The organism is Evansella sp. AB-P1 (assembly GCF_029688925.1).
Lineage (GTDB): Bacteria > Bacillota > Bacilli > Bacillales > Salisediminibacteriaceae > Evansella.
The window spans coordinates 331,525-354,839 of the sequence record NZ_JARUKY010000001.1; the positions used below are offsets into that span (position 1 = coordinate 331,525).

Genomic DNA, 23,315 nt, shown 5'->3' on the forward strand with positions numbered 1-23,315 from the left:
TTATAAATTAAGTATTATATTAGTATTAGTAATAAATACCTAATTTTATATGTTGGCAAACTATCTGAAAAGATAGGACGCAAAACTAGAGGGGCTAAATCACTTGATAAGCCAGCCAGTTGCAATCTATTTCCTAGATTCCCGTCCGTCCTATCTTAAGGACGGTTTATTTTTGCTTTAAAAGTTTATTAGTGGGTGGGCGTAGTGTGACGGTTAATGCTCGGCAATGTCCGAGTATTTTTTGTGTAGGAAAAAACTCATGAGAACCGTCCCCATGAAAGGAGAACAGTTGATGGATTTACTGGATTTGATGTATCAGCAGAAGAACTATGGAGAGGTGTTGCATTCGTTGGGAATTCCTTTGGATAATGTTAATCTTATTCCATTTAAGGATGGGCAGACGTTAATTGCTGATTTGTCGGGAAAGACAAAAGGCTTTATTACAGAAAATGCTCATGGTGGTGTAGACGTAACGGATCAAAGTATGAACATGATTGGATCTACCAACACCATTCAAGATTTTACTTTTATTCAAGATAGTAATTTCCAACAAACGGGTTTGCTACAGGATAATGTGCACGGTGGGGCGAACTTGTATCAATCTCCAGGACAAGTGGAAATGATTTCTACAGAAAATGTATTTTTTGGTAGAGACTATTATGATAGCAATATGCATTTAATGGGAACTTCAAAGGAAACGATGAATGAGATTACAAACTTTTCTATGAAGGAGTCTGCTAGTTTCACCTCATTAAATGAATTGGACCATTCTATAACTAGTCATCAATTTAGTGATCATTTGTCTTCCTTCAATGATTTATCATTTGAAAGCTTAGGGGCATTAAATCTGGACATATGGTCGGTAGAGGCAACAGAGCTATTTGACTTTTTTGATCTTTTTTAATAGGTGGGTCGACTGATGAAAAATAATAATATAGACATTCAAGATTTATTTTCAAATATGGAAGGTAAATTATTTGATTTAAACTATACTTTTTACAAGGGTAATAAATCACTTTCAATGAAGCTAGAAGCATTTGTTGTGTCTGAGGCAAAGGAAACGATGGATCACATTAGAATGCCTTGGACAAATTTTAATGAAGGGATAATTCAACGTTTTGAGAAGTTGAACCAACCCCATTTAACTTTAGAAGTAAGGCAAGAATATATGAAAGAAGCACTAGAATTTGTTGCACCAAAAAACATTGTTCAATTATTCGATGATATTTTTAACACGGAACGATTAAGTGAAATAAAGGGGAGATATGAAGCAACGTTTACTAGCTTTAAAGATAATGAATTTGCATTTTTAATAGATAGATATAAGGTTCCTGAGGATCTATTTAAACTTTTCTCCAATGCATTTGTTGAAAATTCTAGTGAGCTTACAGAACCATTAAAAAGGCTTTCAAGGAACTATGTTAAGCTATTGGAAACATTAAAGGAGGTGCAACACCGTCGAGATACAGATTTGTTTTCTTTCGGTGCAGGAGTTCTAGGATCTATGCTCGCGGGCCCTATTGGTGGAATGGCCACAAGGAGCATCATAAAAGTATCAAATAGTAAAGAAGAGAGAATAAACAAAGATATTAGAAGAATTTATTCTAGTTTAGAAAACATACATAATCTACTAGAAGCCTCCCTTTTGAATATGCATAAAAAGATACTGTATATTAACTACACCATGTATGGTGGTTTAATAAACAGAATAGAGGAAGATGTACTACATATTGGTTATGAACTGAAAGACATTGATTTTACAAATAGAAAACTTCACTTTACTATCGGAGAACAGGAAGTAAAGAAGATAATCTCGTGGTACAGGGCTATTCAGAGTGAAATTGTTGGACATATAAAGAATCATAGTTTTAAAGAAGCAGATATAATTAGCCAGAATGTCTTACAATTTTTTATTAAAAATACGTATGCTAGAAAAATAGTAATTGATGATGTGGAACTTGGATATTGTGCGGCAATACTTCGGTATACCGTTTTAACGCAATGGCTGGAGCATTTATCAATGATTGATAGTTCGAAAGAGAATGAGACTTCATTGATGCATTGCTACAGCTACTATACGAAGCTATTTAACGATTTCAATATTGGAGTCAATAATATTCACGAATTAGATGGAATAAAGGTTCCAACAATGCTGGAAACGGTGGTTAACTATATTCATCTCACGGAGAGGTTAGTGAAGATTACTCCAGAAAAGGGATTTCAGTTACGAACGAATACGTTAAATAATTTGATGGAATATATAACTAATTTTTCTGAAAAAAAATTAGGTGAACATTCTTTTTCATTTGAAAATGAGTTTATTGATCGCTATTCGCTAGAGTTAGTATCTGGATATCAAATTTTTCTAAAGTCAATAAACATGACAACTGTTACGAATGTGGTTTTAAAAAAGTGCACACCAAATATGAGTTTAAAGGAGCTACTTCATTATTACTCAAAGTGTAGTAATAATACTTTAGACCTCTCGGAATCCTATTTCTATCAATTCTTACTATCAAATCAGAATGGAAATGGCACATATCAAGCTGTGAAACAAAAGGGCAATAGTGATTTACTTCTGGATAAAAGTAAACAAGCCACTTCAAAAAAGCAGGAAGAAGAGAACGAACGTATTCCACTTTTACAGCTGTTTTCATTTTTAGAAATGAATGAGAGGATTCATAACGGTTCATTAGAAGATAATGAAGAAGGACGAGAACAATGGCGTGCAATATGGAATGAAAAGATTGATTTTCTAGAACGGTTGCAAGATGCAAAGCAAGGTAATCCTGAATCGCAATATATGGTTGGTGCCATGTATACTAGTGGTAAAGGTGTAGATGTAAATGATCAAGAGGCATTTTACTGGTTTTTTGAAGCTGCGAAACAAAATCATCACGGTGCATTAGAAATTATTCCCCATTTGTTTTATCGAGGTAAAGGGGTAGCAGAAAATCCAACAAAGGCCTTTTATTGGATGTGGCGATTAGGGGAAGAGCTTGGAAAGGCCAAGGATCAATTAATTATCGGCTCCATGTTCCTAGAGGGATATGGCACAGATGTCGATTATAATAAAGCTTTTGATTGGTTTATGAGAGCTGCAAAACAAGGTGATCCAGACGCCCAACACGAGATAGGGAAAATGTATGATCAGGGACAAGGTGGTCTTATTGATATTCAAGAGGCAAAAAGATGGTATGAAAAAGCTGCAGCTCAAGGTCAAGAAGAAGCGAAAAAGAGACTTGAAGAGATTAGAAAAGAGGAACGGAAAGCTAAATTTAAAAAAGGGCTAAAAATTGTAGCTCCTATTGCAGCTGCTGTACTTATTGCACTATTTGTTAATTATAATATCATTGTTCCTAATGCAAAATATAATGAGGCAAATCAACTAATGGAAGATGGCAATTTCGAGGATTCTATTTTTATTCTTAGAAGCTTAGGGGATTATAAAGATAGCAAAGAAATCATTAGTAATAAACAAGAAGAAATGTATGCTAGAGGTGTACAACATTTAGAGAATGAGGAATACAATCTAGCAAGGAGAGCATTTATAAGTGCAAGTGATTATTCAAATGCAAAGGTCATATTGAGTCAATTAGATAGAGGATTTGATGCTGGTGTTTATCACTCTGTAGGATTAAATAAAGATGGAACGGTTATGGCGTTTGGGGAAAATCGTTTTGGTCGACTGGATGTGGAAGAGTGGAAAAATATTATAGCAGTGGAAGCAGGGCGTTTTCACACGCTTGGATTAAAACAGGATGGTACGGTTGAGATAGCTGGTGGTGTTACTAACTTAAATGATAAGGTAGAGATGATCGATTTAAGTAGCTGGAAGAATATAGTGTCTATCGCCTCTCGTAACAACCACATTGTTGGTTTACAAAAAGACGGATCTGTTGTTGGTACTGGATTAAATAACTATGGACAAATTAATGTAAACAACTGGGAGGACATTGATTCTGTTTCAACTGGTGGTTGGCATACTGTAGGGTTAAAAAATGATGGAACAGTTGTGGCTACTGGGGCAAACCATTTTGGGCAGATTAACGTTAAGGGATGGAATGATATCGTTATGATAGCTACAGGAAATAACCATACTGTTGGACTAAAAGGGGACGGTACCGTTGTAGCTACTGGTCACCATGAGTATGATCAAACTAACGTACGTAAGTGGGAAGATATTATTGCAATCGCAGCAGGTGGTTTTCATACATACGGCTTAAAAAGTGACGGTACCGTAATAGCTGTTGGAGATACTTATTTCGAAATTCTCGAGGTAGATGAATGGGAAAATATTATAGCTATTTCAGCAGGGGATAATCATGTTATTGCTTTAATGGAAGATGGGACTATAGTAGCTAACGGCTACAACAAGTATGGTCAGTTAAATGCTGTTTGGTGGGAGGATATAAGTGTCCCAATTCCAGATAGGTTAGTAGAAAAGTAGAAAAGGGAAAGCTATGGAAAAAAATTAGGCTCGAACGGAAAGGTAGGTTATATAAATGACGAAGGAAGTAATCGTTTATTCTGCAGATGGATGTGTAGAGTGTACGTATGTGAAGAAAATGTTAGAAGAAGAGGGTGTTCCTTTTGAGGTGAGAGATATTATGGCCAATAAGGAATACCGAACAGAGGTAGAAAATTTTGGCTTTATGGGTGTTCCAGTTATAGTTTTTGGTGACAAAGCGATCAAAGGCTTTACGCCAGAGCTAAAAGAATTAATTGAATTGGTTAAGGAATAATTAAGTAGATATGACTGAAAGAACATGACGGGCTCTTCTCCCTTGAAAAAGGGGGGAGCCTGCTTTTCTTTATGTTCATGTAAATAATGAAAAGACGAAGAGGCGGGAAGGCGGGAAGAAAGAAGACGACTATTGCTAATTCAAATAAAGGATCAGGCGGATCTTACACGGTTATTCTTAAAAGAATTAATAAAATTTAGACACTATGAAAATTTTGAAGACAGGCCATCAAGGATTTAACTGTTAGCCCTCATGACGTGTCCGTTCTTAGGAGAAATTGGGGCGCCTTTGGCTTTTCTTATACTATCATTCCCCAAAGGCCAATTCACTATTGTTGTTACGAGATATGAGATATACGAATAGACTCAGTAGAACCGTCCCCATGAATCTTAAGAGGAACAACTTACTTCTATAGATAAAGTAACATTTCAAACAGCGCTGTATTTGTTCCTATTAAACAAAACATTGGAAACTGGAGAAATTGGTTGGGAAGATGGAAAGGAAATTATCCAAACGTTACATGACAACTATTCAAGGTTAGACCAGCACTCCCCTTCTTTAGTGGTTTTAAGAAAAATGGGAGTCGTTACAGTATTACTTGTTTCCAGTACGGGTGAATTCTTTGTTGATGATAAAACAAAAGTTGCTGTCTTAATTAATATTGAAAATGTCATAGATGAGTTACTTAACAAACTAATGATTGGAGGTTTCTAACATGTTTAGTGATGAGAGGAATAAATTGAAGATTATGGGTGGAGGGAGTGGTATCGTGCAGGAAAATAAAGGTAATTTAATATTATCAGGTAATGGTGAAGTAGCTGGAGGCGTTTTTGAGAATGTAATAATAAATGGGAATGGAACGGTAAATGGTGAGATAGAATGTGATAAATTTGAATGCAATGGATCTGCAAAGATTAAAGGGGACATTCTTTCTAGAATAACTGAAATTAAAGGGAATACGAAAGTGTATGGTAATGTTGAGGCTAATGTAATCGATTTACAAGGGAATTCAAATATCTCTGGAAAAATTACATTTGAACGGCTAGTTATTAAAGGAAATGCCTCGTTGCGAAATGGAATAAAGGGGGAGAATGTGTCCCTTGAAGGTATGGTAAAAATAAACGGAGATTGTGAAGTTGAAAATGCTTATTTAAATGGTGCTTTTACAATCGATGGATTAATAAACGGAGATAAGGTTGGGATTAATCTGCACGGGAAATCCTTTGTAAATGAAATTGGTGGAGAAAAAATATCTGTAAAACGGGTTGGTCATACATTCTTACATTTAGATAAATTGTTTAAATCGTTAAGTAAAGAACTCCACGTAGAACTAATTGAAGGTGATGATATAATCCTCGAATATACAAAAGCAAAGACGGTAAGAGGGAATAGAGTAAGCATTGGACCTGGATGTGAAATAGAGTTACTGGAGTACCGGAACGAACTTACAATATCTGATGAAGCTTTAGTAAAAGTAAAGAATAAAATTTAATAAGAAGAAAAAGAAGTGGAATACAGATTTCCTCGCATTTTCATCGTTCATTGTATTTATTGTTCATCCTTAGTTCATAAAAGTCATTTATATTAATAATGAGACTATAGAATGAATTAATGAATCTACGAAATAGACTCATAAGAACCGACCCCATGTGCAGAAAGAAGGATGTAAAATGAAAAGAACGAAATTTCTAAACTTTGATAATATACCGGATAATAAAACAATGAAGGATATGATTAGGTGGTCTCGGGAAAGAAGGGCGAAGGTAAAGGATTTATCTATACAATTATCCCATGTAAGTAAGAAGGAAATCGATATACTACAAGATAACCGCACGAAGTTCTCCGTAACGTGGATTGGTCACGCTACGTTTTTAATTCAATTGAATGGTTTAAATATATTAACGGACCCAGTTTGGGCAAATCGAATGGGAATGCAAAAGAGGTTAACAGAGCCTGGGTTAAAAATAAGTGAATTACCGGAAATAGACATTGTTGTTATTTCTCATGGACATTACGATCATCTAGATTTTAGATCTATCAGAAAATTAAAAGGAAATCCTACCTTTTATATACCTCATGGTCTAAGATCTGCCTTTACAAGGCGAGGGTACAAAGATATACGTGAGGCAAATTGGTGGGATCATTTTTCTATTACAAATAAAAAAATGAAACTATCATTTGTACCTGCACAGCATTGGACAAAACGTACTTTATTTGACACTAACTTATCCCATTGGGGTGGATGGATTATTGAAAATGAGGAAAGAAACCAATCTGTCTATTTTGTTGGTGACACAGCTTATTTTAGTGGTTTCAAAGAAATAGCTAATAGATTTCGAGTAGATATTGTATTAATGCCAATTGGAGCATATGAGCCAGAGTGGTTTATGTCAACCTCTCATATTAACCCTGAGGATGCTATTAAGGCATTCTTAGAGCTGGGAGGAAACACATTTATTCCCATGCATTACGGAGCATACCGATTAGCTGATGACACAGGACCAGAAGCATTAGAAAGATTTCATAAAGAGTGGAAACGTTTGGACTTAAGTAAAGACAAACAAAAGGTTCTTACACTGGGAGAAACCTTTTGGGTGTAGATTATTGATAAATATATTTGACTCATTGGACGGTTCTTACAATTCCTAATATGTGACTCACGAGAACCGTCCCCACGCTGCTCCAGAATTTACTGTTTGAGGCATGGATACGCTAGTAAGGGGCCCTCGTAAATTAGTGCAATTTTATCCGATCGTCGAAAGTCATCTGGGGTAACTAGAGCTGGTATTTTATCCCACAATCGAATGCCGGATCGTTCCAGTAATTCAGAGACAAACTGAGAACAAAAGTAGGACCCCCATGGTTCTAATGGCTCCTTAAATGCCACTCCAATCACTCCAAAAAGATTATAAATCATTCTATCCTTATTCTTTTCAAATAAAAGGATAATTCTCCTCATTTTTTCAATTTGTCGTTCTGTGACAATTAATTCGTATACAGCACAAGTTGTTTGAGGATATAATTTATATGTCCCATTAAAAATATCTTCTTTGATAAACCCACCATACAAAGGATTCCTTGGGTTTTTTCGTCCAAAGCTATATAGCTCTTTTAATTCTTTATCGAATGAAATAGAGGAGTGATTATAGGGAGCCTTTGTATATTGTTTTATTGTTTTCGTGAACATTGTTCCTGTATCGGTTAATAAAATATATACTTTACTGTTCAATGATTTTCTTCTCCTTTATTCGTTAGTAAACGTTTAATTAAAAGACTATATTTATAGCTATTATAGATTTTCAAAACAACAACAAAATTTAACAGAGATCTCCATGCTAAAAAATTAGCACTATGTTTAATGGAAATTTGTATTACAATCTAAATAATGATTAGTAAATCTATATTATGTTTTAGCTATTTCAAAGTAGTTATAATATGGAGAGGAGTAAAATTGGTGACAGAAATTTATACATACTTATATATTATTTTTATCGTACTTATTGCAATAAGTATAGTAGTTTCTATGATTCATTACTTTAAAAAGAAAAAAGATTACGATGAACTTGTTATGAGAACAAAACTTTGGTGGGGTATGGCCATTATTTTCAGTGTTTCATTAATTTTTAGTCCAACTATTTCATTAGTATCATTAGGAATTTTATGCACTCTTGTGTTAAAAGAATACTTTTCTATGACGAAAACAAGGAAGCAGGATAGACGTATTTTTATTTGGGCTTATCTTGCTATACCATTGCACTTTTATTGGATTTATATTGGTTGGTATGGAATGTTTATTATATTTATTCCAATCTATGTATTTTTGTTTTTACCCCTCGTAAGAATATTCAAAAGTGGAAGCATTGGCTTTCTAAACTCTGTTGCAACGACACAATGGGGTTTAATGCTAATGGTGTTTGGTTTAAGTCACTTAGCTTTATTTCCGAAGCTAACAGAAATATCAGAACATGAGTATGAATTAGCTGTTCAATATGGTGGGTGGCTAGTCCTCTTTGTTGTTGTCCTAACACAAATGAATGATGTGGTTCACTATTTAGTGTCAAAAAAGCTAGGAAAACACAAAGTGATACCGTCCGCGAATCCTAATTTGACCTGGGAGGGGTTTATTGGAGGACTTAGTGCAGTGATTATCATGTCCTATTTTTTAGCTCCTTATTTAACACCATTGAGTAAGTCTCATTCTATTGTTGCAGCAATGTTAATTGGATTTGGAGGTTTCTTTGGAACGACAGTAGTTTCTGTTGTAAGAAGAAACTTAACCTTTAATCATGAGGGAGTGAAAGAAGGTATTCAAGATAAGTTTATAAAGAAAATTGATAGTCTAACCTATACAGCACCATTGTTTTTTCATTTTGTATACTATTTTTATTTTTAGTATTTATTCCTTAGTAAACATAAAGTCTACTAGTCTCCTTATCTATTTGATGATTGGCTGTGTTTAGACGTAATGTAAATGTAGATCAGCAAAAATCAGCAACAACATTTAAAAGAAGATAATTGGGCTTTAAATAAGTAGGCTATAATTCATAGTAATATTGTTACAGACAATCCATATACATTCTAATTATTGTTCGATATAATTAACATAATAATTTTAGGATTCTCTATGCTTGGGAGTGACACTGGATGCCGGAGAAACAAGTAAAGCTAGTTGAAATAATATTATATTCTACTATATTTGGATCGTTATTTTTATTATTGGGAGATAATCCAAACGATCGATTGCCTCTTATTCTACTTATATTGTCCTATGCAACCATTCAATTTTTTCGATATAACAAATATAAGATTCCATTACTACGTCCAATTTCAATTTTATTAATAATAGTTCAAGTTGGTATAGCATTTTTCGTTCAAGCTATTGATGGAACCTTCCTACCTCAAGTATTCTTCTTTATTCTCATTGCAGAGATTGGTTTCCGTTCAAAAAAAATAATTAGTATTCCATTTACCTTCATTTGTTATTTTACCTATATTGGTGCATTAATATATCACTTTCAGTTCCCACCATTTCATGAAATTAGCTATGTTATTCCACGGTCTATTGAATACATACTCTTTTGGGGATTTAGTTATATAGCTAGATTTGCTGTTCTGCAAAAGGAAGAACTAGAAATAACAAATAAGGACCTTCAAGAAGCTACAAATAGACTGAAGGAGAAAACAATGCTCCAGGAACGGTTGAGACTATCTAAGGAAATTCATGACACAGTGGGGCATACTTTAACAACAGCTTTGTTCGGTATAGAGGCTTCAAAGCATGTGTTGAAGAATGGGAGTTTGGAAGAAGGTCTTAACCAACTTGATAAATCCACAGTTCAAATAAAACGAAGCTTAGAAGACGTTCGTTCTATCGTTCATTCAATGAATGAAAACCAAAACTTCGTAAATATAAGAGAAAGTATTATAAAGTTAATACAAGAAACAGAGGATGGATCTTCCGTTTCTATTACTTATGATATTGATGAAAGCCTTCCTCAGCTTAGTCCGGATCAAGAATTGGCTATTTATCGAAGCTTGCAAGAAGGAATTACAAATGGCATTAAACACGGTAAAAGTAACAAATTTTTCTATCAGTTACTCTATAGAGGGGAAGAACTACAAATCACTCTAGAAGATAATGGTTATTTTGATGATACCAGCTTAGAAGCTGGTTTTGGATTAAAAGCGATGAAAAATAGATTCCAATTAATTGGAGGGTCTATAAATATTACTAAAAATAAAGCTGGCGGGTGCACCTTAAAGCTTGTTTTACCTATAGGTGGAAAAGGAGAGGAAAGGGAAGGAGAAGAAATATACAATGTTGAAAGTAATTATCGCTGATGATCATCCAGTAATACGAGATGGTTTTTCCATCATATTATCAACAGAGAAAGAGATAGAAGTTGTTGGAACTGCACAAAATGGAAATGAAGCTATTTCCTTAGTGATGAAATATAAGCCAGACATTGTATTGATGGATCTATATATGCCTGAAAAAAATGGTTTGGAAGCATTAAAGGAAATTAAATATGCGAAAGAAGAAACAAAAGTCTTGATATTATCTTCCATGGTTGATGAAGATGTTGTTATTGATTGCTTAAGTAATGGGGCTAGTGGAGTATTATTAAAAGATTGGGGCACAGATAAAATTATTCATGCACTGAAGGCATCTGCTGCTGGTCAATTAATTATCCCGGAATCCTTTTCATCAAAATTAATAGGTAAATGGATTAACCAGCAGACTTCTCCAGTAAATGATATTCGAAAAATGGTGGAAAAATTAGAAATATCATTAAGCAATAGGGAAGAAGAGGTTTTAATTAAAGTAATGGAGGGGAAAAAGAACGGGGATATTGCTCAGGAATTGTTCCTCTCAGTAGGAACAATAAAAAACTACACTTCCTCAATTTATAAAAAAATAGGTGTTACAAACCGTGATGAATTAATAGAAGTTGTGGGTAACAACGATAATTAGAAAAAACTAGGCTAAAAGGATTTATTAGCCTAGTTTTTACTTGTATTTGATAAGAATTTACGTACGTCGGATGGTGATAAACCTATCTCTTTCGCTTGTTGCATTAATTCAATCCACTCTTTGTCTAATACCTTTTCCTTTAATAATACTATTTCCATAATTAATAGCTCTCCCTTCGAAATAAATAGTGATAACTCACTAGGTAGCTCGGCTATCTTAGAAATAGTATGTTGACTAAACTTAACTACTCCCTTAGACCCTAAAGCTTTGCGTCTCTATCTTTCAATAGATTTGCCTTTTTCTAGAAAGAAGCTTTTTTTCTTATGGTCTTCGTCAATTGAAAATATGAAACTTTCATGCTACATAAATAAAAATGAAAAACATTAGTCTGATAAAGCAATGAATGGACTGTTAAGTATAGAATAAATTAAAATGAATATTTTGAAAATAAGAAAAAGAAATGTCGTGACTGTCATTTGTATTTTGTGACTGAATAATGACTGTTTTGTGACTTTCATGTGTTTGTTCACAATTTAGTGATTAAATTCACTGTAATTATATTGGAACTATGTTATGAGAAAAGTGTTCCTCTAGCTTTATGTTAGTAGAATTAATGAACGATTCGTCTCTGCGCCAATATTCTCTCATTTATCATGTATAATTTAAATAAGCATAAGCTGAAATTCGGTTCTGTCTCGGAGGGGGAAGCTCATGTCAATCCTAGATCATGCACTATCACAGAAGTTTATTGATAAAACTGCAGCCTATTTTGAGCACAATGTAAACATTATGGACGATAAAGGAATCATTATTGCTAGTAAAGACCATTCGAGGGTTGGGGATTTTCATGAAATTGCCTTTAACATGCTGAATGGAAAAATAGAATCAGGAATTGTCAATGAGGAGCAAAAATATTTAGGTACAAAGCTAGGTGTTAATTTATTTATTGATTATAAAAATAAGCACATCGGTGTTATCGGTGTTTCTGGTAATCCAGAGACAGTCCAAGTATTTGCAGAAATGCTAAAAACATTTATTGAAGCAATGCTAGAATATGAAATTCATATGGAAGCAGAACGAAGTCACAGAAATCGTGGGGAACAATTTTTACATTATGTCCTTTTTGATGAACATGTAGACCTTTCTATAGCTAATAGCATGGCTGATGATCTTGGCCTATCGAGGAACTTGTTAAGAGTCTGTATTGTTCTAAAAAATGATAGGAATTTAGAATATAAGAAAGTAGTTCAAGCATTAAAAAATTGTGAAGGCTACTGTCATGATGACATTGTGACGATGGCTAGAAATAATGACATTATTTTGTTTAAAGCAATTGATGTGAATGTGGAGGAAGCTATTGTTCATTTTAGAGTTACTATTGAAGAGTATTTAACTAGTTTCCTAGAAAAACTTTCTGAAAAAAAACACAACCCTACATGGACTATCTTTGTAGGAACATTACAGGGGTCAATTAATAAGTACAGAGAATCCTATTTACATGCCCAGCAGTTAACATTACAGGCAAAAGGGAAAAAGGGAGTTTATTTCTTCAACGATTATATTTGGGATTATTATCGGAATTTAGCTACTATCAAGGCTTATGACGATATATTTAGTGTGTATAATGAGTTATTTAGTAATGAGGAAAAAAAACAAATTGCAGAAACAGTGGAAGTTTTAAGGAAAAACAATTACAACGTAGTAAGTAGCTCTAAGGAATTGTATATTCATCGTAACACACTGCTTTTTCGTATAAATAAACTTAAGGAAGCGCTAAATATTGATCCAATTGCCAATGCTGCCCACAGGGAGTTTCTCAATGAATTAGCCTATTATTTCAGTCGTAAATAAACATTGTTCATAAAATATATAACAATAGGTTTCTAGATGTTTTAAAGACGTCTAGAGACCTTTTCTTTTTTAAAAGAATTTATAAAATTTTGACGCTACGAAAGTTATCAGGTGTCTAGAAAGACAGGCCGTCGATGATTGAACCGTTGCCCACAGGACGTGGGTGTTCTTAGGTTAAATGGGGGCGCCTTGCGCTTTTCTTAATTAGTTGTACATTGAGTACAACTTTTTTCTTTTTTTTAATACATAGCGGACATTGGGAAATGAAAAAGGCTCCTTTATAATTGAGTTACATAATTAATTCGTTCAACAATCAGTTTTTCAGGAAAAAAATAATGAAGAAATCAGGTGTGTCGGATGAAAGAAGATAATTTAAAACAACCTTTACTCATTAGGGTAGCTCCAGAAGATAATGTTGAAATCGTTATTAATCCTGAGGGTATTCCTGCTGGAACACAAATTTCAGAAACGCTAACAGCGATTGAGTATATTCCACAGGCTCATAAGGTTTCCTTAAAGGACTTTGAAGTGGGAGAGGAAATTATTCGATACGGCCAAGTGATTGGTTATGCGAAGGTAGACATTCCAAAAGGTAGCTGGATTGACGAACATAAGGTAAACTTGCCAATTCCGCCAGCACTAGAGGATTTACCAGTTGCTACAGAAGTTCCTGAACCTTTACCACCGTTAGAAGGCTATACTTTTCTAGGATATCGTAATCCAGATGGAACAGTTGGAACAAAAAACATGTTAGGTATTACAACGACGGTGCAATGTGTAGAGGGAGTTTTGAATTTAGCGGTAGAAAGAATAAAGAAAGAATTGTTACCTAAGTATCCGAATGTGGACGGTTTAATACCAATAAACCACAATTACGGATGCGGTGTGGCGATTAATTCTCCAGATGCTGAAGTACCCATTCGTACAATTAAAAACCTTGCCCTTCATCCTAACTTTGGTGGGGAGTTGCTAGTGGTGAGTATGGGCTGTGAAAAACTCTACCCTGGAAAACTTTTTCCTGACGTAAACAGTGAAAATGTCGTTGTTCTACAGGATGAAGATGGTTTTGGGATGATGGTAGAAGAAATAATGAAGAAAGCTGAAGAATCTTTATATCGTTTAAATCAGCGTGTTCGAGTTGAATGTCCGATCTCTGAGCTTGTTGTAGGCTTACAATGTGGGGGGAGTGACGCTTTCTCTGGAGTTACAGCTAATCCTGCTATAGGTTATGCTGCTGACTTATTAGTTAGAGCAGGGGCTACTGTTATGTTTTCGGAAGTGTCAGAGGTTCGAGATGGTGTGCATCTTCTAACTCCAAGAACGATCAACGAAGAAGTTGGTCAAAAATTAAAGGATGAAATGGCTTGGTATGATAACTATTTAGATTTAGGAAGTGTGGATAGAGATGCCAATCCAACACCAGGAAATAAACAAGGTGGATTAGCAAACATTGTTGAGAAGTCTTTAGGATCAATCGCAAAGTCAGGTACTGCACCAATTGTTGATGTATTACGAGCAGGAGAAAGAACAAAGAAAAAGGGGTTAGTTTTTGCTGCTACTCCTGCAAGTGATTTCGTGTGTGGGACATGTCAGCTAGCATCAGGAATAACGATGCAGATTTTTGCTACAGGAAGAGGAACAACATATGGATTAGCCATGGCACCAGTTATAAAAGTATCCAGTCGTTCCGTTTTACCGGATAAGTGGAAGGATTTAATAGATTTGAATGCAGGAAAAATAGCAACTGGCGAGGCAACGATAGAAGAAGTTGGACAGGAGCTGTTTGAATTAATGATTGAAATAGCTAGCGGTAGAAGGAAAGTTTGGGCAGACCACTGGGGAATCGAAAATGCACTATGCCTATTTAATCCAGCACCAGTAACATGATCGTTTAAGAAAATATCTAAAAATTATAATGGGGGCTTACTATGTTGAAAATGGAAGATTTAAAGGGAGTTATCCCTCCAATTGTTACACCAGTTGATAAGAATGAAAATGTAGATGAAGCAGGGTTAAAAAGAGTAATTGACCACGTCCTTGAAGGAGGTGTTCACGGTGTGTTCGTCCTAGGGAGTAATGGGGAATTTTATGCTTTTGATTTTGAAAATCAGAAAAGAGCTGTTGAAATTACCGTTAATCATGTAAATGGTCGAGTACCTGTTTATGTAGGAGCTAGTTCCATTACAACACAAGAGTGTATAAAGCTAGCAAAAATGGCAGAAGTAGCAGGCGCAGATGCACTTACAGTGTTAACACCAATGTTTATTCAACCTAATGAACAAGAAATGTATAATCACTTTGCGGCCATTGCAAATAGTACGAATCTACCAGTACTACTTTATAATAATCCTGGGAAAACAACGAACAACATCTCTGTATCATTAGTAGAGAAGCTTTCAAAGATTGATAATATCGTTGGAATAAAAAATACATCCTTTGATTTTGTGCAAACGATTCAATATATCCGAGTTACAAAGGATAACCCAACTTTTAAAGTATTTAGTGGATCAGACTATTTTATTTATGGAACAATGGCATATGGTGGAGCAGGCTGTGTAGCGGGTACTGCGAATGTAGCACCCAAGCTAGTTGTAGACATATATGACAAATACTTGTCAGGCGATCATGTAGGATCTATGGAATCACAAAATAAATTGATACCACTAAGAAACAGCTACGACTACGGAAGCTTTCCTGTAGTTATGAAGGATTGCTTAAATCTTATGGGATTAGAGGTTGGTCATCCTGTAAAGCCAATTGAACATTGTTCAGAGGAAAAGTTAGCAGAAATTAAAGAAATCTTAAATGATTTAGACTTACTAAAATAATAGGATGTAAATGGAAGGGTAGGTGGTCATGTGCAGAGTATAAGAGAGGATGCTCACATCATCATTCAAGATTCTATTAATGGAGTTTTGCCAGAAGCTGCTGTGATGAGAGCTTTAAATAACAAGAAGTTCACCGGGAACATTGTCGTAATTGCGATTGGGAAAGCTGCTTGGACGATGGCCAATGCTACCAAGAATTCATTAGGAGACCAAATATCGAAGGGTGTTGTTATTACAAAATATAAACACTCTCAGGGGGAGATAGAAGGTTTTCAAATAATGGAGGCTGGACATCCAGTTCCAGACAGCAATGCTATTGAAGGGGCAAATGAAGCGTTAAAGTTGGTTGAAGGACTGACTAAAGACGACCATGTTATCTTTTTAATATCTGGGGGAGGCTCTGCTCTATTCGAAAAACCGATGGAAGGTGTAGAGCTTGAAGATATTATGGATATTACGAATCAACTCCTTGCTTGTGGTGCTGATATTGTGGAAATTAATACGATTAGAAAGCGTTTATCTGCTGTGAAAGGTGGGAAATTCGCTTCCTTATGTAGTCATACAAATATTTTTTCCATTGTTTTATCAGATGTTATTGGTGATCGATTAGATTCCATTGCATCAGGACCAGCACACTTTGATAGCTCTACCTCAGAAGAAGCATTAGCAATAATAAAAAAATATAATCTAGACATAGAAGATAAAATTAAAGAAGTTTTGAAGATAGAAACACCAAAAAAGATAGATAATTGTGAAACGGTTATAACAGGTAGTGTAACAGCTTTATGTGAAGCGGCAGGGAAGAGTGCGGAGAAGTTAGGCTATCATTCAGTAGTACTAACTTCTACATTGGAATGTGAAGCAAAAGAGGCAGGGAAATTTATGGCTGCCATTGCAAAAGAAATCAAGGAGACAAGTAAAGGAAGAGGATCCTTTCAGCCGCCATGTGCCATTATTGCAGGGGGAGAAACAGTGGTACGTATTATAGGAAATGGAAAAGGTGGTCGCAATCAAGAACTAGCATTAGCAGCTGCCATAGAGATAGAAGGCTTAGAGGATACAGTACTCTTTTCACTAGGTTCTGATGGGACTGATGGACCAACGGATGCAGCTGGTGGGATTGTTGATGGGAAAACAGTAGAAAGATTAAAGGCTGAAAATATTTTACCTGAAGTATACTTGGATAATAACGATTCCTATCATGCATTGAAAGTAAGTGAAGATTTAATTATGACAGGTTCTACTGGGACAAATGTAAACGATGTAGTCGTTTTACTTTGTAAATAATTGTAATTAAGGAGAGGGATTAATCATGAAAATCGGATTTATTGGACTTGGAATTATGGGGAAACCAATGGCGAAAAACTTAATAAATGCAGGGCATCAATTAGTGGTGCTCGATTTAAATAAAGCATCCGTTGAAGAGCTTAAAGGATTAGGGGCGGAAACAGCAGCTTCAAAGGTAGAATTAGCAAGTCAATGTGACGTTATTATTACGATGCTACCGAACTCACCAGAGGTGAAAGAGGTTGTTCTAGGAGAAGGTGGAATCATTGAAGGAGCTAAGCCAGGCACTGTCGTAATTGACATGAGTTCTATTGCTCCGTTAGCAAGTCGCGAAATCCATGCAGCTTTAAGGGAAAAGGGAATAGAATTACTAGATGCACCAGTAAGTGGTGGAGAGCCAAAGGCAATAGATGGTACGTTAGCTGTAATGGTAGGTGGTAATCGTGAAGTATTCGATAAGCATTACGACCTTCTAATGGATATGGCAGCTTCTGTTGTGTATGTTGGAGAAAGTGGGGCTGGAAATGTTGCAAAGCTATGTAACCAAGTGGTGGTTGCCATTAACATTTCTGCCGTTTCAGAGGCATTAACATTGGCACAAAAAGCAGGTGTAGATCCTGATTTAGTTTATCAAGCCATTAGAGGTGGGCTTGCTGGGAGCACGGTCATGGATGCAAAAGCACCAATGATGATGGATAGAAACTTCAAGCCTGGCTTCAAAATTGATCTTCATATAAAAGACTTGAATAATGTTATTGATACATCTCATGGTGTTGGAGTACCTTTACCACTAACAGCTCAAGTAATGGAAATTATGCAAGCGATTAAGCTTGATGGTAGCGGTGTAGAAGACCATTCCAGTATCGTAAAGTTTTATGAGAAGCTTGCGAATACGGAAGTGGGAAGAACAGCCACAGAAGAAGTAAAAAGCTAATAGACCGAAAGAATAGGATGAAAATTATTATATAATGAATGTTAGGATGTCTCGTAAAATAAATGACGAGACATCCTTTTTTCATTATTGTTGAGTGTGATTCGCATGGAATTAAATCTTTTCCATCTATCCTTTGCTATAATATAAAAATAAACAATTTTCTTAAATACAGGATTTATATATTGAGGGTGTTCATATGAAGAAAACGATCGGAATATTAGCCCATGTAGATGCTGGAAAGACTACATTTGCTGAGCAATTGTTATATCATACGAATAGTATTCGAGAACGAGGAAGAGTGGATCACAAGGATTCCTTTTTTGATAGTCATGATATTGAGAAAAATAGAGGTATTACTGTTTTTTCTGAACAAGGGCTAATACAATATAAAGGAGTAACCTATCATTTAATTGACACTCCTGGCCATGTGGATTTTTCTCCAGAAATGGAACGTAGCATTCAGATTATGGATTATGCTATTTTAATCATTAGTGCTGTAGAAGGGGTAGAAGGACATACGGAAACTGTTTGGAGCTTATTGGAGAAATATAATGTTCCTACTTTTATTTTTATAAATAAAACAGATCGTGTAGGAGCTAATGTTAAAAAAGTTATGAAAGATATAAATGAAAATCTATCGGAACATGCAGTGGATATAACGGAAACCTTCGTTGTAGATAAAAAGATGGACGATGAGCTTATTGAGTTTATTGCCGAAAGGGATGAACGAATCTTAGATTATTACTTGGAAAAAGGCTACGAACATAAAGTTTGGATGGAGGAATCGGTGAAACAAGTTAGAAGGAGACAGATTTTCCCTTGTTGTTCAGGATCAGCACTTCATGATGTTGGTGTAGTCAGCTTCTTTGAAAAATTCCATCAGTTAACATCGACCTCCTTTAATGATAATCTTCCCTTTTCTGGGAGGGTGTATAAAATAAGGCATGAAATGAATGGCTTGAGGGTCACGTACATAAAAGTATTAACTGGCTCTTTAAAGGTTCGCGAATCAATTAACCTGTATGATGGAGAGGAAACCATTTCAGAAAAGATCACACAGCTTAGGATATATAATGGGAATAAATATTCTACTGTTGATGAGGTGCATGCAGGAGATTTAGTAGCTCTTACGGGCATATCAACTGGAAGACCAGGTGATGGAATTGGGCATCTCAAGGAAAGTGCTAAATATGAAATGATACCTACTTTAAAGTCAAAAGTAAATATAGATTCGTCTATCAATATTAAAGAAGCGTATGGATTTTTTAAGCTTTTAGATAGGGAAGATCCTTCATTACAGGTCCTATGGGACGAAAAAACACAAGAAATACATATCCACGTCATGGGAGTTATTCAATTAGAGGTTTTAACTGAGGTCATAAAAGAACGATTCCAACTTCATGTCTCATTTGAAAAACCAGAAATTTTATATAAAGAAACGATTAAAGAAGAAACCTATGGATATGGCCATTTTGAGCCACTAGGACATTATGCAGAGGTACACTTAAAAATGGAGCCGATAGAAAGAAATAAGGGAATCCTTTTTGAAAATGTGTGCCATGCAAATGACTTATCAATAGGTAATCAACATTTGATTCAGCAGCATATTTTTGAACGGGACCATCACGGTTTATTAACAGGATCCCCTTTAACAGATGTGAAGGTTACCCTTCTGACAGGGAGAGCTCATAATAAGCATACGTCTGGTGGTGATTTTAGGGAGGCTACATACCGAGCAATTAGGCAAGGTTTGGAAAAAATCAAATCAGTTTTATTGGAGCCATATTATAGTTTTAAGATAAAAGTAGATATGAAGCAAATGGGGAGAATTTTATCTGATATTCAATATGCCCATGGAAGTTTTAATCCTCCTGAAACATTTGGAGAAAAAGTAGTAATAACGGGGGAAGTACCAGTAGCAACGTTTATGGATTACCATACAGAATTTGTTTCTATCACTCATGGTAAGGGCACAATGAACCTAGTGTTTTCTGGTTATGGTCCATGTCATAATGAAAAAGATGTTGTGGAACGGATTGGATATGATAAAAATGCAGATGCTGAGTATACATCCACCTCAATTTTTTGTTCCAAAGGACAAGGGTATACAGTAAAATGGGAAAAAGCAGAAGAAGAGATGCATTGCTTGTAAGTTACAGTAAAGGTCATATACAATATATATTTACAGTTACGATGTTGGAGATGTGATACTTATGCGATTAGCTAAAATGATTCCGAATATGTTTACTTTAGGGAATCTCTATTGTGGATTTTTATCCATTGGCTTTGCTGCTTATGGTCAATACAATAATGCAGCTATATTAATTTTAATAGGTATGATGCTTGATAGCATGGATGGAAGACTAGCGAGACTGCTAAAGGTTGACAGTAAATTTGGTAAAGAGTTAGACTCGTTAGCCGATATTGTTACATTTGGTGTGGCACCTTCCTTCTTAGTTTATTACACATACTTTCATCAATTTGGACTTATAGGCTTAATTGTAGCTGGATTATTCCCTTTATTTGGAGCATATCGACTAGCACGATTTAATGTGACCTCATCAGAATCGTCAAAAAATTATTTTTCAGGTGTACCCATTACTGCTGCAGGTGGTATTTTAGCATTGCTTACATTGTTTGGAGAAATATTACCTCAAATTATTACAACAGTTATTTTTACAGCACTCTGTTTTTTAATGGTCAGTAGGATTAGAATTCCAAGCTTAAAGGAAGTGCCGTTACCGAAATATGGTACTATTGTTACTATTTTTCTAGGTTGTCTACTGTTCGTAATTTATAGTGGCTACTATGACCAATTTCCATATCTCATTTACATCGCCACACCATTATATATTGCATACGTAGCCTACCGATGGATTGTTAAATGGAAAAAATGAATGGGGCCGGTTCTCATGAATCATTCGTTTTGCTTAACGATTGATTCACAAGAACCGCCCCATTTATTGAAGGAAAAAGTATAAAATCTTCACCTTGAAAGATGTCTAGGAGACAGGACGTGGGCGTTCTTAGGTTAAATTGAGGCGCCTTGCGCTTTTCTTATAATTCAGGTCGTTCGGATTTTAACTTTTGGTAAGCCGCAATAAAATCTGTTGGTTCCTCTTTAATATAGTAGGTGCGGACTCCACGGTTTGTATGTAAATAAATAAAGCCAATTGTACCTGCTTCTCCTTTTTTTCGATAGGAAATATCAAAGATAGCAGTAATAGGGTACTGGTCATCTTTCACCGTAATCATCTCATCATAAAGCTTCATTTCAAAGGATGTTTCAACAATTCTTTTTTCTACCCAGCCAATTTCTTGGTGTACCTCAATACACTTTTGCTTTGCAAGTAATTTCATTTAAATGTGATTGCCTCCTTTGAAGTGTCATGTGATTATCTTGATTATAAATGATACGGGTAGAAAATTCTAATGAGGAGCAGTTTCTAGTGAAGTACTGCTCCTCAAAATTTTGCAAATATTAAAATAAAATTATATTTTGGTAAGATAAGGTTATGAAAATAGTGGATAAGAATAGTAAAATAAGGGCCACTATATGAAGGGTTTGAAAATACTTTGCCTTATTCCATATTTGCTTAAATATTGTCTCATCATAATCAGTCAGTTGTTTCATATCGTTATGATAGGCTAAAATGATGGAGGATAATGCTCGAGACAATCCAAATATCAATCCTATAAATATTCCGGAAATAGGCTCCATAAAAAAGCCAACAAACATATATTTTAATAAAAAAATAGGGAATGGATTATAGGTTAATAAACCTGTGCCAAGAATAATCCCCCAAACAATCATATTTCCATGTGGTGAAAACCTTAACCACGTCGTTGGAATTTGCCATTTGTTTTGAAGTAATGGAATGTTTAATAAATGGAATTCTCTAAGAGTATAAGCTGAAATCATAATGATGAAAATAACTAGTTTAGGGGTTAAGGTAATTGGTATTGTTATAAAATGGATAAGGCTAGCAATGAGAAAGCCGATGATTGCACCAGCTACTGAAGAACTAAGTAAATAAATGATCGATTTTGTAATGAACTGCGTTTTTTTATTCCCTTCACCTGAAGGGGTGACTGATAAAGTCACATTGATACCTCATGCAGTTTTGAGGGTAATTAACCCTGAAATAATAGCAATAAATGATAGGATATAAATATTCATGTTTTCACACCCTATTCATTTAAAAAGTGCATACAGCCACAGTCTTCAGAAGAAGGTTGATATGGAGAATTTGTTACTGGCGTGCAATCACAGCATACAATACTCCTGCCTCGAAATGTATCACACCAACAACCTGTCACTTGGTATCCCCACGAATGAGATGGGTGATAGCCTTGAGGACATCTTGTAGATAAGCCTACTCCTTCCATACATTCCTTCGAGCAATATTGGTTGTTGGGTAAATTGCAGCGACCTAGGTTTTGATTTAGTTCACACCATGCACGACCTTTTCCTCTAGAACGAAAGGAAGGGAATCTAAAGAATGCTATAAGTTTATAAAAGCAATCATTAAATAACTGATCTAAATACATACTTTTACTTATCATTCGCGCAATCCCATGAAACATTACTTTACTTTTTAAGCTAATTATATCTATCACCACTTTTCCCTCCTTCTTCTTCTGAACTAATAATTGATTGAACATACATGTCTAATTGTTCTTTACTTCCGCATAAACCTTTATTATTTATGAGACCGTTCCGATCAATTGCAAAAGCAAAAGGGGTCACTCGCACTTTGAAACGGGTGAAAAGTCCTTTCGATTCATCCCATAGAATCTCACCGTTCAGTTTGTATTTGTTATTGAAATAAAATACTTCTTTCTCTTCACCAACAATGACCATAACAAAGGTTACATCTTTACTGTACGATATCTGAGTTTTATTCCAATCGTCTATTATCCCTCTACATGGCTTGCAATTAGGGGATAGAAATAAAATAATAGATGATTTATTTGAAATTCCCTTAATATTAACTGTTTTTTTATTTATCATAGAATAGGCTTCAGCACTAGGTAGCGTTGCTCCTAAAGAAACGCCGTCCTTTGCTATTCCTTCCTTCGAGCTTAAATAAATCTCACCAAACTGTCGGAAGAGGAGAAATAATAAAAAGGAATGAAAGAGGAAAAGACACCATAATAAGATGATTGAGTAAAAAATGAATTCTTCCATAGTA

Annotated in this window: 21 protein-coding genes, 1 pseudogene and 2 riboswitches; of the genes and pseudogenes, 16 read left to right on the plus strand and 6 right to left on the minus strand. The window is 35.1% G+C overall.

What is annotated here, in order from left to right:
• Positions 1 to 44 precede the first annotated feature (44 nt).
• Positions 45 to 127, plus strand: a riboswitch (cyclic di-GMP riboswitch).
• 165 nt (positions 128 to 292) lie between these two features.
• The 6 genes and pseudogenes from QA612_RS01540 (at position 293) to QA612_RS01565 (ending at position 7,345) form a co-directional block, all read left to right on the plus strand.
• Positions 293 to 904: a hypothetical protein gene (locus QA612_RS01540; RefSeq protein ID WP_278281969.1), complete on the plus strand. Its 612-nt coding sequence runs from the start codon at positions 293 to 295 to the stop codon at positions 902 to 904.
• 15 nt (positions 905 to 919) lie between these two features.
• A complete protein-coding gene (locus tag QA612_RS01545; RefSeq protein ID WP_278281970.1) occupies positions 920 to 4,450 on the plus strand; it encodes a hypothetical protein in 3,531 nt (1,176 codons plus the stop codon).
• Positions 4,451 to 4,505: 55 nt separating this feature from the next.
• Entirely contained in the window at positions 4,506 to 4,745 is a 240-nt protein-coding gene (locus QA612_RS01550) for a glutaredoxin family protein (protein WP_278281971.1), read from the plus strand.
• 408 nt (positions 4,746 to 5,153) lie between these two features.
• Positions 5,154 to 5,459: pseudogene (locus QA612_RS01555) on the plus strand (DUF4004 family protein); the annotation flags it as partial.
• Position 5,460: 1 nt separating this feature from the next.
• Positions 5,461 to 6,237 (plus strand): polymer-forming cytoskeletal protein, encoded by a 777-nt coding sequence (locus QA612_RS01560; RefSeq protein ID WP_278281972.1) that lies wholly within the window; start codon positions 5,461 to 5,463, stop codon positions 6,235 to 6,237.
• Positions 6,238 to 6,415: 178 nt separating this feature from the next.
• A complete protein-coding gene (locus QA612_RS01565; protein WP_278281973.1) occupies positions 6,416 to 7,345 on the plus strand; it encodes an MBL fold metallo-hydrolase in 930 nt (309 codons plus the stop codon).
• Between the two features lie 89 nt (positions 7,346 to 7,434).
• Here QA612_RS01565 and QA612_RS01570 read toward each other — a convergent pair whose 3' ends face one another.
• Positions 7,435 to 7,974, minus strand: coding sequence for a hypothetical protein (locus QA612_RS01570; RefSeq protein ID WP_481804401.1), 540 nt, complete (start codon positions 7,972 to 7,974; stop codon positions 7,435 to 7,437).
• Positions 7,975 to 8,199: 225 nt separating this feature from the next.
• Here QA612_RS01570 and QA612_RS01575 point away from each other — a divergent pair, with 225 nt between their 5' ends.
• From QA612_RS01575 to QA612_RS01585, 3 genes are all read left to right on the plus strand, one after another.
• Positions 8,200 to 9,138 carry a phosphatidate cytidylyltransferase gene (locus QA612_RS01575; RefSeq protein ID WP_481804402.1) on the plus strand — a complete coding sequence of 313 codons (939 nt, stop codon included), beginning with the start codon at positions 8,200 to 8,202 and terminating at the stop codon, positions 9,136 to 9,138.
• Between the two features lie 251 nt (positions 9,139 to 9,389).
• A complete protein-coding gene (locus tag QA612_RS01580; RefSeq protein ID WP_278281975.1) occupies positions 9,390 to 10,586 on the plus strand; it encodes a sensor histidine kinase in 1,197 nt (398 codons plus the stop codon).
• The gene (locus QA612_RS01585; protein WP_278281976.1) at positions 10,564 to 11,220 is read left to right on the plus strand and encodes a response regulator transcription factor; all 657 of its coding nucleotides are present in this window, start codon (positions 10,564 to 10,566) and stop codon (positions 11,218 to 11,220) included. The genes QA612_RS01580 and QA612_RS01585 overlap by 23 nt, the downstream gene beginning before the upstream one ends.
• Before the next feature lie 29 nt (positions 11,221 to 11,249).
• Here the strand turns inward: QA612_RS01585 and QA612_RS01590 are convergent, their stop codons facing one another.
• On the minus strand, positions 11,250 to 11,378 hold the full coding sequence (locus tag QA612_RS01590; RefSeq protein WP_278281977.1) for an anti-repressor SinI family protein: 129 nt from the start codon (positions 11,376 to 11,378) through the stop codon (positions 11,250 to 11,252).
• A gap of 40 nt (positions 11,379 to 11,418) precedes the next feature.
• Positions 11,419 to 11,526: riboswitch (cyclic di-GMP riboswitch) on the minus strand.
• A 405-nt stretch (positions 11,527 to 11,931) separates the two neighbouring features.
• Between QA612_RS01590 and QA612_RS01595 the strand changes: the two genes are divergently transcribed.
• The 7 genes from QA612_RS01595 (at position 11,932) to pssA (ending at position 21,017) form a co-directional block, all read left to right on the plus strand.
• Positions 11,932 to 13,071, plus strand: coding sequence for a CdaR family transcriptional regulator (locus QA612_RS01595; RefSeq protein WP_278281978.1), 1,140 nt, complete (start codon positions 11,932 to 11,934; stop codon positions 13,069 to 13,071).
• 357 nt (positions 13,072 to 13,428) lie between these two features.
• Positions 13,429 to 14,958: a galactarate dehydratase gene (gene garD, locus QA612_RS01600; protein ID WP_278281979.1), complete on the plus strand. Its 1,530-nt coding sequence runs from the start codon at positions 13,429 to 13,431 to the stop codon at positions 14,956 to 14,958.
• A 41-nt stretch (positions 14,959 to 14,999) separates the two neighbouring features.
• Positions 15,000 to 15,899, plus strand: a complete 900-nt coding sequence (dapA, locus tag QA612_RS01605; protein WP_278281980.1) for a 4-hydroxy-tetrahydrodipicolinate synthase — start codon at positions 15,000 to 15,002, stop codon at positions 15,897 to 15,899.
• Between the two features lie 30 nt (positions 15,900 to 15,929).
• On the plus strand, positions 15,930 to 17,186 hold the full coding sequence (locus tag QA612_RS01610; RefSeq protein ID WP_278281981.1) for a glycerate kinase type-2 family protein: 1,257 nt from the start codon (positions 15,930 to 15,932) through the stop codon (positions 17,184 to 17,186).
• A gap of 25 nt (positions 17,187 to 17,211) precedes the next feature.
• On the plus strand, positions 17,212 to 18,120 hold the full coding sequence (gene garR / locus QA612_RS01615) for a 2-hydroxy-3-oxopropionate reductase (protein ID WP_278281982.1): 909 nt from the start codon (positions 17,212 to 17,214) through the stop codon (positions 18,118 to 18,120).
• Positions 18,121 to 18,316: 196 nt separating this feature from the next.
• Positions 18,317 to 20,272, plus strand: a complete 1,956-nt coding sequence (locus tag QA612_RS01620) for a GTP-binding protein (RefSeq protein WP_278281983.1) — start codon at positions 18,317 to 18,319, stop codon at positions 20,270 to 20,272.
• Positions 20,273 to 20,333: 61 nt separating this feature from the next.
• Positions 20,334 to 21,017 carry a CDP-diacylglycerol--serine O-phosphatidyltransferase gene (pssA, locus tag QA612_RS01625; protein ID WP_278281984.1) on the plus strand — a complete coding sequence of 228 codons (684 nt, stop codon included), beginning with the start codon at positions 20,334 to 20,336 and terminating at the stop codon, positions 21,015 to 21,017.
• A 160-nt stretch (positions 21,018 to 21,177) separates the two neighbouring features.
• On the opposite strand, the gene QA612_RS01630 is transcribed toward pssA, so the two are convergent.
• From QA612_RS01630 to QA612_RS01645, 4 genes are all read right to left on the minus strand, one after another.
• Positions 21,178 to 21,480 carry a hypothetical protein gene (locus QA612_RS01630; RefSeq protein ID WP_278281985.1) on the minus strand — a complete coding sequence of 101 codons (303 nt, stop codon included), beginning with the start codon at positions 21,478 to 21,480 and terminating at the stop codon, positions 21,178 to 21,180.
• Positions 21,481 to 21,601: 121 nt separating this feature from the next.
• Positions 21,602 to 22,225 carry a hypothetical protein gene (locus QA612_RS01635; RefSeq protein WP_278281986.1) on the minus strand — a complete coding sequence of 208 codons (624 nt, stop codon included), beginning with the start codon at positions 22,223 to 22,225 and terminating at the stop codon, positions 21,602 to 21,604.
• A gap of 86 nt (positions 22,226 to 22,311) precedes the next feature.
• Positions 22,312 to 22,740 carry a hypothetical protein gene (locus QA612_RS01640; protein ID WP_278281987.1) on the minus strand — a complete coding sequence of 143 codons (429 nt, stop codon included), beginning with the start codon at positions 22,738 to 22,740 and terminating at the stop codon, positions 22,312 to 22,314.
• The gene (locus QA612_RS01645; RefSeq protein WP_278281988.1) at positions 22,724 to 23,311 is read right to left on the minus strand and encodes a TlpA family protein disulfide reductase; all 588 of its coding nucleotides are present in this window, start codon (positions 23,309 to 23,311) and stop codon (positions 22,724 to 22,726) included. Before QA612_RS01645 ends, QA612_RS01640 begins: the two co-directional genes overlap by 17 nt.
• Between the last annotated feature and the right edge of the window lie 4 nt (positions 23,312 to 23,315).

Bases quoted from the DNA above. Each gene is read 5' to 3' on its own strand.
- QA612_RS01540 (WP_278281969.1), top strand. From the start codon at position 293: ATGGATTTACTGGATTTGATGTATCAGCAGAAGAACTATGGAGAGGTG.
- QA612_RS01545 (WP_278281970.1), top strand. From the start codon at position 920: ATGAAAAATAATAATATAGACATTCAAGATTTATTTTCAAATATGGAA.
- QA612_RS01550 (WP_278281971.1), top strand. From the start codon at position 4,506: ATGACGAAGGAAGTAATCGTTTATTCTGCAGATGGATGTGTAGAGTGT.
- QA612_RS01560 (WP_278281972.1), top strand. From the start codon at position 5,461: ATGTTTAGTGATGAGAGGAATAAATTGAAGATTATGGGTGGAGGGAGT.
- QA612_RS01565 (WP_278281973.1), top strand. From the start codon at position 6,416: ATGAAAAGAACGAAATTTCTAAACTTTGATAATATACCGGATAATAAA.
- QA612_RS01580 (WP_278281975.1), top strand. From the start codon at position 9,390: ATGCCGGAGAAACAAGTAAAGCTAGTTGAAATAATATTATATTCTACT.
- QA612_RS01585 (WP_278281976.1), top strand. From the start codon at position 10,564: ATGTTGAAAGTAATTATCGCTGATGATCATCCAGTAATACGAGATGGT.
- QA612_RS01590 (WP_278281977.1), bottom strand. From the start codon at position 11,378: ATGGAAATAGTATTATTAAAGGAAAAGGTATTAGACAAAGAGTGGATT.
- QA612_RS01595 (WP_278281978.1), top strand. From the start codon at position 11,932: ATGTCAATCCTAGATCATGCACTATCACAGAAGTTTATTGATAAAACT.
- garD (WP_278281979.1), top strand. From the start codon at position 13,429: ATGAAAGAAGATAATTTAAAACAACCTTTACTCATTAGGGTAGCTCCA.
- dapA (WP_278281980.1), top strand. From the start codon at position 15,000: ATGTTGAAAATGGAAGATTTAAAGGGAGTTATCCCTCCAATTGTTACA.
- garR (WP_278281982.1), top strand. From the start codon at position 17,212: ATGAAAATCGGATTTATTGGACTTGGAATTATGGGGAAACCAATGGCG.
- QA612_RS01620 (WP_278281983.1), top strand. From the start codon at position 18,317: ATGAAGAAAACGATCGGAATATTAGCCCATGTAGATGCTGGAAAGACT.
- pssA (WP_278281984.1), top strand. From the start codon at position 20,334: ATGCGATTAGCTAAAATGATTCCGAATATGTTTACTTTAGGGAATCTC.
- QA612_RS01630 (WP_278281985.1), bottom strand. From the start codon at position 21,480: ATGAAATTACTTGCAAAGCAAAAGTGTATTGAGGTACACCAAGAAATT.
- QA612_RS01645 (WP_278281988.1), bottom strand. From the start codon at position 23,311: ATGGAAGAATTCATTTTTTACTCAATCATCTTATTATGGTGTCTTTTC.